This is a genomic window from Salinisphaera orenii subsp. orenii MK-B5 (assembly GCF_003788635.1).
GTDB classification, from domain to species: Bacteria; Pseudomonadota; Gammaproteobacteria; order Nevskiales; family Salinisphaeraceae; genus Salinisphaera; species Salinisphaera orenii.
On record NZ_AYKH01000021.1, the window covers coordinates 26,707 to 35,614 of the forward strand.

Here is an 8,908-nt window from a genome sequence, read left to right on the forward strand (position 1 = left end):
CGGATACTGCGCCCTCCCGGAAAATGCCGATCGGCTGGCTCGCCATGGACAAACTTCGCCTGCACGGCTTCAACAACCTCACGAAGTCGTTGTCGTTCAATATCTACGACATCTGTTACGCGCGCACGCGCGAACAGAAAAAGGCCTATGTCGCCTATCTGGACGAAGTCTTCAACGCCGACCGCCTGACCCAGATCCTCACCGAGGTCTCGGAGATCATCGGCGCGCACATCCTCAACATCGCGCGCCAGGACTACGAGCCGGAGGGCGCGAGCGTGACCATCCTCATCGCCGAGGAGGCCGCCTACGACGGCCCCGTGCCGGATGCGGTGGTCGGGCATCTGGACAAGAGCCACATCACTGTCCACACCTATCCGGAGTTCCACCCGGACGACGGCATCTCCACCTTCCGGGCCGACATCGACGTCTCGACCTGCGGCCGCATCTCGCCGCTGCGGGCGCTGGATCATCTCATCCGCAGCTTCGAGTCGGACGTGGTGTCGATGGATTACCGGGTGCGCGGTTTCACGCGCGACGTCGACGGCGTCAAGCACTTCATCGACCACGAGATCAACTCCATCCAGGACTATATCCCCGACGACATCGGCAACCGCTACCAGATGATCGACGTCAACGTCCTGGCCGAGCGCATCTTCCACACCAAGATGCGCCTGACCGAACTCTCGCTCGACGACTATCTGTTCGCCGAACGCGCCGCGGACCTGAGCGAGGCCGAGGCCGAGACGCTGACCGAGCGCATCGAGGGCGAAGTCATGGAGATCTTCTACGGCCGCAACTTTCCGGACGAATAGCATCGACCATGGAAGTCCGGCCCGACCAGCTGCCACGCCAGCTCGAAGCCCAGCCGCTGGCCCGCTGCTACCTGCTGGCCGGCGACGAACCGCTGCAGGTGCTGGAGGCCGCCGACGCGGTGCGCGCACGGGCCCGGCGCGAGGGTTTCGACGAGCGTGAAGTGCTGCACGCCGAGCCCGGCTTCGACTGGGGACGGCTGGCGGCCGCGGGCGCGAGCCTGTCGCTGTTCTCGGACAAGCGCATCCTGGAACTGCACCTGCCGGACAAGGGCCCGGGCAAACCGGGCAGCGCGGCGATCGTGGACTATGCCAAGAACGCCCCCGACACGACGCTGCTCATCGTGGTCGCCACGCCGATGGCCGCGAGCGCGCGCAAGAGTGCCTGGTACAAGGCGATGGCCAAGGCCGGCGTCGCCCTCTACGCCTGGCCGCTGCCCGGCAACCGCATGGCCGAATGGCTGCGCCGGCGCGCCGAGGCGCGCGGCGTGACCCTCGACGCCGAGGCCAACACCCTGCTCGCAACCCAGACGGAGGGCAACCTGCTCGCCGCCGCCCAGGAGGTCGACCGGCTGGCCCTGCTGCATCCGGGCCAGCGCATCGGCGCGGCGGAGGTCGCCGCGGCCGCCAGCGACCACGCGCGCTACGCGATCTTCGATCTGCCCGCCAAGGCGCTGGCCGGCGATGCGGCCGGCGCGCTCAAGACCCTGGCGCGCCTGCGCACCGAGGGCGTCGACGCGGTGCCGATCGCCTGGGCGCTGACGCGCGAGACCCGTCTGCTCTATCAGGCGGCCCTGGCCGCCCGCTCGAATCGTCTGGACGCGATGCTCTCCAAGGTGTTTATGCCGCCGGCACGCAAGCGCCAGATCGGCGCGGCCGCGAAGCGGACCGACCCGGCGCGTCTCGCCCGGCTGCTGCAGCAGGCCGCCGCCCTCGACGCGGTCAACAAGGGCGCCCACGCCGGCCGCGCCTGGGACGACCTGATAACATTGACGCTCGGTCTGTGCGGCCGTCCGCCGCGCACGCCATCGATCCACCGCAGACCCGACCCGAGATGAGCGCCAACCTCAGCGACACGCAGGCCCCCGACGATTCCCGCATCCAGCGCCAGATCCGGCGCATGGGCGAGCGCGCGCGCAGTGCGGCCCGCACCATGGCCGCGGCCGAGCCGGGCGACAAGAACGCGGCGCTGTTCGCCATCGCCGAGGCGCTGATCGATCGCCGCGACACCATCCTCGCCGCCAACGCGAAGGATCTGCGCGAGGGCCGCGACAATCTGGACGCGGCGCTGCTCGAGCGCCTCGAACTCACCGGCGCCCGCATCGAGCAGATGGCCGAGGGCCTGCGTCAGGTCGCCGCGCTGGCCGACCCGATCGGCAGCATCACCGATCTGAACTACCGGCCCTCGGGGATCCAGGTCGGGCGCATGCGCGTGCCGCTGGGCGTGATCGGCATCATCTACGAGTCGCGCCCGAACGTGACCGCCGACGCCGCCGCGCTGTGCCTGAAATCGGGTAACGCCGCACTGCTGCGTGGCGGTTCCGAGGCCGCGCTGTCCAATCAGGCGATCGCGGCCTGCATCCGCCGCGGGCTGACCGACGCCGGCCTGCCCGGCGATGCCGTACAGGTCATCGAGACCACCGACCGGGCCGCGGTCGGCGCCATGCTGGCGATGCCCGAGTACGTGGACGTGATCGTGCCGCGCGGCGGCAAGGGGCTGATCGAGTTCGTCTCCGAAAACGCGCGTATGCCGGTGATCAAGCATCTCGACGGCGTCTGCCATGTCTACATCGACGCGGCCGCGGACCTGGACAAGGCGATCGCGATCGCGATGAACGCCAAGACGCACCGCTTCGGCACCTGCAACACGATGGAGACCCTGCTGGTCGCCGAACCCATCGCCGAGCGCGTGCTGCGGCCGCTGGCGCAGAATCTGCGCCAGGCCGGCATCGAACTGCGCGGCTGCGAGCGCACGCGCCGGCTCGTCGGCGAGGAGGTCAAGCCGGCCACCGAGGACGACTGGGCGGCCGAGTATCTGGCACCGATCCTGGCCATCCGGGTGGTCGACGACATGGCGGCGGCGATGGCGCACATCGAGACCTGGGGCTCGCGCCACACCGATGCCATCGTCACCGAGAACGTCACCGCCGCACGCGCCTTCCTGCGCGGCGTGGATTCGTCCTCGGTGATGGTCAACGCCTCCACCCGCTTCGCCGACGGTTTCGAATACGGTCTGGGTGCCGAGATCGGCATCTCGACGGACAAGCTGCACGCCCGCGGCCCGGTCGGCCTCGAGGGGCTGACCTCGCTGAAGTACGTCGTCTACGGCGACGGTCACGTCCGCTGAGACGGCCTCGGTGCCGCCCATCTTCTAGGGGAGTTCATGAGCCACGATCCGGTCGGTGTCCTCGGGGGCACCTTCGATCCCGTGCACAACGGCCATCTGCGGCTGGCGATGGAGATCGCCACCGCGCTGTCGTTCCGCCAGGTACGGCTGGTGCCCTGCGCGCGGCCGCCGCATCGCGGCGCGCCGGCGGCCTCCCCCGGCCAGCGCGCCAAGTGGATCCGGGTGGCCACCTCGAACGAACCGCGGCTGCGGCTGGACGACCGGGAACTGCTGCGCAACGGCCCGTCCTATACCGTCGACACCCTGGCCTCGCTGCGGCGCGAGATGCCGGAAACGCCGCTGTGCCTGATCATGGGGCGCGACGTGTTCGCCAATCTGCCGAGCTGGGACCGCTGGCTCGAGATCTTCGACAGCGCGCATATCGTGCTCATCGACCGGCCGGGGATCGAGGTCGAACTCCAGGCCGAGGCACAGGCTGCGCTGGACGCGCGCGCCACGGACGACGCCGAGGCCCTGCGAAACCACCTCGGCGGAACCATCTACGCCTATGCGCCGCCGCCGCTGGCGATCTCCGCGAGCCGCATCCGCGCCCTGCTCGCCGAGGGCGCCTCCCCGCGCTATCTCTTGCCCACCACCGTGCTTGACGACATCATTGACGCAGGTGTCTACGGACCCAACCCGGCCATGGCCGCTGAATAGATGACTCAAGAAAACACGCCCGACCCCGCCGCCGATGGCAACGACGCCCTGCTCGCACTGGCGGTCGACGCGGTCGAGGAACTCAAGGGCGAATCCGTCCAGATCCTGGATGTCCACGAGCTGACCACCATCGCCGACCACATGGTTATCTGCAGCGGCCGCTCGGCGCGACACGTCAAGCGCATGGGCGAGACCGTGATCACCAACGCCAAGCAGGCGGGCCTGTCGCCGCGGGTGGAAGGCCTGGAGCAGGGCGAATGGGTGCTCATCGACCTCAACGGCGTGATGGTTCACATCATGCAGCCGGTCGCGCGCGCCTACTACCAGCTGGAAAAACTCTGGGACATGGACGCCGCGGGCGCCGAGAACCAGTCCGCGCATTAGAGCCATCGTTGTCTCGAACGAGTGCGACCCGGCCCGGCGTGTCGGCCGTGACGCGCTCCGAGGTCGCCGGGCGCCGCGCCGCCGGTGGCCGATCGCCGGCGCCCGGTTCGCCCGCGGAATGCCCACCCGGCACGCGAACGAGCGCGCGCGGCCGCGCCGATGATCGGCGGTCGCCGGCGGGCCACACCGTGGCCTGCCGCCGCAGGCAGACGCCGATGATTCACCACAGCGCGGCATAGGAGAGCCATGCGCATTCGTCTGCTGGCAGTGGGCCGGCGCATGCCCAAGTGGGTGACCACGGCCTACGAGGATTATGCGCGTCGCCTGCCCCGCGAATGCCGGCTCGAACTCGTCGAGATCGCCCCCGGTCGGCGCGCCGGCGGCGACGTGGCCCGGGCGATCGCCGAGGAGGACAGGCGCCTGCGCGCGGCCATCGGCACCGACACCCAGGTCATCGCGCTCACGGTCGACGGCCGGCCCTGGACGACCGAAGGGCTCGCCGGCGACATGCGCGCCTGGCTGGCCGACGGGCGCGATCGCGCGCTCATGATCGGCGGCCCGGACGGTCTCGGCCCGGACAGCCTCGCGGTCGCCGAAGCCCGCCGCTCGCTTTCCGCACTGACGCTGCCACACCCGCTGGTGCGGGTGATCGCGGCCGAACAACTCTATCGTGCGCACAGCATTCTGAGCGGCCATCCCTATCACCGCGGCTGACGCACTGCACCGTCAGGGTGCATCGGCGCCGGACACCGGCTTGCAGGTACGCGCGGGGCTGCGGACAATCCAGACCATGAGATCAATCGTGCACAACCCGCGCGCGCCCGGCAGCGACCGACCGTGAGCGTGAACCAGCCCGTCGTCTCCAGCGACGAACCGCGCATCGAGATACTGGTCAACGTATCGGCCGGGGAAACCCGGGCGGCCCAGCTCGAGAACGGCGTCCTGCAGGAGATCCACATCCAGCGCGATGCGGCCGGCAGCGCCGTCGGCAACATCTATCTGGGCGAGGTCCAGCGCGTGCTCGCGGGCATGCAGGCGGCGTTCATCGAGATCGGTCTGGAGCGGGCGGCGTTCCTACAGATCTCCGACATGGTGCGCCGGCCGGCGGAGACGCAGGACAACGCCCCCCGAATCCAGAACCGGCTCAATCAGGGCGATCGCGTGCTGGTGCAGGTCTCCAAGGAGGCCATGGGCACCAAGGGCGCGCGGCTGACCACCGATCTCGCGATCCCGTCGCGGTTTCTGGTGTACATGCCCTACACGCCGCGTATCGGCGTGTCCGCACGCATCGAGAACGAGGCCGAGCGCGAGCGCCTGATCGACACGGTCACGAGCCTGCGCGACGAACTCGATCTGGCCGGCGGCTTCATCGTGCGCACCGTGGGCGACGGCGCGCCGCATCACGCCCTGGCCGCGGACATGCGCTTTCTGGAAACGGTCTGGCGCGACATCCAGACCCAGGCGAACACCGCGCCGCCACGCACCCTGCTCTACGGCGATCTACCCCTGCCGATCCGCATGCTGCGCGACCTGCTCACGCCCGAGGTGGCCGGCGTGACCATCGACGACAGCGAATCCTGGGAGGAGATGGCGGCCTTCACGCGGCGCTTCGCCCCGGAATTCACCGACCGCACCCAGCACTACACCAAGCCCACGCCGCTGTTCGACCAGTACGGGGTGGAAGAGGCCATCGAGCGCGCCCTGCGGCCCAAGGTGCCGCTGAAGTCCGGCGGTTTTCTCATCATCGAGCAGACCGAGGCGATGGTGACGGTCGACGTCAACACCGGCGGCTATGTCGGCACCCGCAGCCTGGAGCAGACCGTGCTGCGCACGAATGTCGAAGCCGCGAGCACGATCGCCCGCCAGCTGCGCCTGCGCAATCTGGGCGGCATCATCGTGATCGACTTCATCGATATGGTCGACGAGAGCCACAAGCGCCAGGTCCTCGCCGCGCTGTGCAGCGCCCTCGAGGCGGATCCGGCCAAGACCACCGTGGGCGAGATCTCGCCGCTGGGTCTGGTCGAGATCACCCGCAAGCGCACCCGCGAATCGCTGCAGCACCTGATGTGCACCGACTGCGAGGCCTGTGACGGCCGCGGCTTCGTCAAGACCGGCGAGACGGTCTGTTTCTCGCTGTTCCGCGAGATGGCCCGCGTCGCCCACACCCAACGGCCGGACGAACTGCTGATCCTGGCCGCCCCCGACATCATCGGCCTGCTGCTGGACGAACTGGCCGCCACCTTCAACGACGTCTGCGAGGACACCGGGCTGAGCGTGCGTCTCCAGGCCGAATCGCTCTACACGCCCGAGCAGTTCGATCTGGTGGTGATGTAAGCTGTGGCGCGCCCGCGCAAGCGGCCGGCGAACCGCGCCCGCCGGCCGCGGTCCACACGCTGTACCTGTTGCGACCGCTGCACATGCCCGCCACGCGCCCGCTACTGAAACGGATACTGGTGACCACCCTCGCCGGGCTCGTGATCCTGGCGGGGCTGCTGGTGGGCGGCGTGCGGCTGGTCGACCATCTCATGCCACGTTATCGCGACGCCCTGGCCGAGCGCATCGGCAGCCGCATCGACGCCGACATCGACATCGCCGCCATCGAGCTGCGCTGGCAGTGGCGCGGGCCCCTGCTGGCGCTCGACGACGTCGCGATCCGACGGCACGGCCAGTCCGATCCCGCGGTCATGCTCGATCGCCTCGACCTGCATTTCTCGTTCTCGGATCTGCTCGACGGCGGCCGCCTGCCGGACGGTCTCGTCATCGCCGGCGCCGAGCTCGCGCTGCAGCAGACCGATGACGGCCGCCTCCGACTGCGGCACTGGGGCGCGGCGGGCGAGACGCCCACCGATTGGCGCCGGATCGAGGCCGCGCGGGAGATGCTGCGCTTCGTGCGCGTCGAGGGCGCGCGCATCCACCTGATCGGCACGGCGATCCCGAGCGGCCGCGCGACCATCGACCCGTTCGACGCCCGCCTGTGGCGCGCCGCGGACGGTCTGCGCTGGAACCTCGAGGCCAGCGGACCGGACTGGCTGGGCCAGGTCGCGGCACGGGGCCGTCTCGAGGGCGCACTGACGGATCCGGTCGACGCCGATATCCACGTCGACGCCGACGGCATCGACACGCTCGCCTTCGCGCGCGCCCGCAGCGGGTCGGCGGCGCTCGAGGCCGACCGCGTTTCGGGCGGCGCGCTATCCCTGTCACTGCGCGGCCGTTGGCGCGACCGCGCCCTGGCTGACTCCAGCGCCGACATCGCCCTGTCGGCCATCGAGGCCGATGATCGCGAGCGGCCCGTTCTGCCGGGAGTCGAGGCGCGTCTGGAGGCCGAAACCGGCCCGACGCCGGGTAGCGTTCGCATGACCGCCACCAAGCTGACGGCCAACGACGGCGCGCTGACCGACGCCCGTCTGACCGGCACCTTCGCGCGCGAGAGCCGGCGGCTGGAATTGACCGCCCGCGGCCTGCCGCTGGCACTCGCGCTGCCGCCGGCCCGGCTGCGCTTCGACCGCCTGGCCGACACGCGCATCGATGGCCGGCTCGATGCGTTCACGCTGAGCATGGCGCCGGATACGCCGCCGTCGCTCGAAGCGGCCTTCAGCGGCTTGACCGTCGACGACCCGGCCGGCCATGCCGGCCCGATCAGCGGCCACTACCGCCAGTCGGGCGACGTCCACCGGCTGCGCTTCGACCAGGCCGGCGGCCGCCTCGCCATACCGCGTTTCATGCGCGGCGAGCTCGCCATCGACGGCCTCGGCGGCGCGCTCGCCTGGCAGCGCGCGGACGACGGCTGGACGATCAACGCCAAGAAGCTGCAACTGACCAGCGGCGAAGCCGACGTGGGCATCGACGGCCGCCTGCGGCTGCCCGACGAGGCCGCGCCGCGCATCGATCTGATCGCCACCGCGAGCGCGCCGGACGCCACCCGGCTGCTCGCGCGCATCCCGCAGGCCGAGGATCTGCCCAACCAGCGCCTGCGCGACTGGCTGCCCCGAGCGATCACCGCCGGGCATCTCGATGCCGCACGCCTGGAACTCGCCGGGCCGCTGGATCGCTTTCCCTTCGCCGATCCGCGCGCGGACGAGCGCTTCCATCTTGAGCTCGAGGGCCACGGCGTCGACGTGACCTACAAGCCCGAATGGCCGCCGCTCGAAGACGCTCGCGGCACCCTCACCCTGGACGGCGACGACCTGCGCGTGGACGTGGCCGAGGCGACCATGCTCGGCGTGGCGCTCGGACCGAGCGTCGGCCGGGTGGCCGACGTGCGCGAACCGATACTGCAGGTCGACGGCAGCGTGAGCGACGCCCGCGCCGAACGCATGCTCGCCTTTCTCGCCCGCTCGCCGCTGCGCGAGCGTTTCGGCAAGCTGGTCGAGGCGCTGCAGGTCAGCGGCCCGGCCGACCTCGGGCTGGATCTCACGATTCCGCTCAAGCCCGGCCTCGGCGAACCCGAGGTCGCCGGCCACGTCGACGCGCACGGCGCCGAGCTGCAGCACGCCGCCCTGCCCGGCCCGGTCACCGGTATCCGCGGCCGCATCGACTTCGACGCGCAGGGCCTGACCGCCGAAGGCCTGACGGGCGACCTGCTCGGCGTGGTCGTGCGCACCGACCTCGAACCCCGCCCGGGCGCCCGCCAGCACATCGACAGCCGCGCCCGCATCGCGCTGCCCGCCGA

At 70.5% G+C, this 8,908-nt stretch carries 8 protein-coding genes; all 8 read left to right on the top strand.

Annotated elements, in window-relative coordinates; translation table 11 throughout:
• The first annotated feature begins 23 nt into the window (after nucleotides 1–23).
• A complete protein-coding gene (gene speD, locus SAOR_RS10470; protein WP_416235842.1) occupies nucleotides 24–812 on the top strand; it encodes an adenosylmethionine decarboxylase in 789 nt (262 codons plus the stop codon).
• 8 nt (nucleotides 813–820) lie between these two features.
• Nucleotides 821–1,867, top strand: coding sequence for a DNA polymerase III subunit delta (gene holA / locus SAOR_RS10475; protein WP_123631380.1), 1,047 nt, complete (start codon nucleotides 821–823; stop codon nucleotides 1,865–1,867).
• Entirely contained in the window at nucleotides 1,864–3,156 is a 1,293-nt protein-coding gene (locus tag SAOR_RS10480; RefSeq protein ID WP_123631381.1) for a glutamate-5-semialdehyde dehydrogenase, read from the top strand. The genes holA and SAOR_RS10480 overlap by 4 nt, the downstream gene beginning before the upstream one ends.
• A gap of 36 nt (nucleotides 3,157–3,192) precedes the next feature.
• Nucleotides 3,193–3,855: a nicotinate-nucleotide adenylyltransferase gene (gene nadD, locus SAOR_RS10485; RefSeq protein ID WP_123631382.1), complete on the top strand. Its 663-nt coding sequence runs from the start codon at nucleotides 3,193–3,195 to the stop codon at nucleotides 3,853–3,855.
• Nucleotides 3,856–4,239, top strand: a complete 384-nt coding sequence (rsfS, locus tag SAOR_RS10490; RefSeq protein ID WP_123631383.1) for a ribosome silencing factor — start codon at nucleotides 3,856–3,858, stop codon at nucleotides 4,237–4,239.
• 246 nt (nucleotides 4,240–4,485) lie between these two features.
• The gene (gene rlmH / locus SAOR_RS10495) at nucleotides 4,486–4,953 is read left to right on the top strand and encodes a 23S rRNA (pseudouridine(1915)-N(3))-methyltransferase RlmH (RefSeq protein ID WP_123631384.1); all 468 of its coding nucleotides are present in this window, start codon (nucleotides 4,486–4,488) and stop codon (nucleotides 4,951–4,953) included.
• Nucleotides 4,954–5,082: 129 nt separating this feature from the next.
• Nucleotides 5,083–6,573 (top strand): Rne/Rng family ribonuclease, encoded by a 1,491-nt coding sequence (locus tag SAOR_RS10500; RefSeq protein WP_123631385.1) that lies wholly within the window; start codon nucleotides 5,083–5,085, stop codon nucleotides 6,571–6,573.
• An 83-nt stretch (nucleotides 6,574–6,656) separates the two neighbouring features.
• Nucleotides 6,657–8,908: YhdP family phospholipid transporter (locus SAOR_RS10505; RefSeq protein ID WP_148077381.1), on the top strand; the 2,252-nt coding region annotated here is incomplete at its 3' end.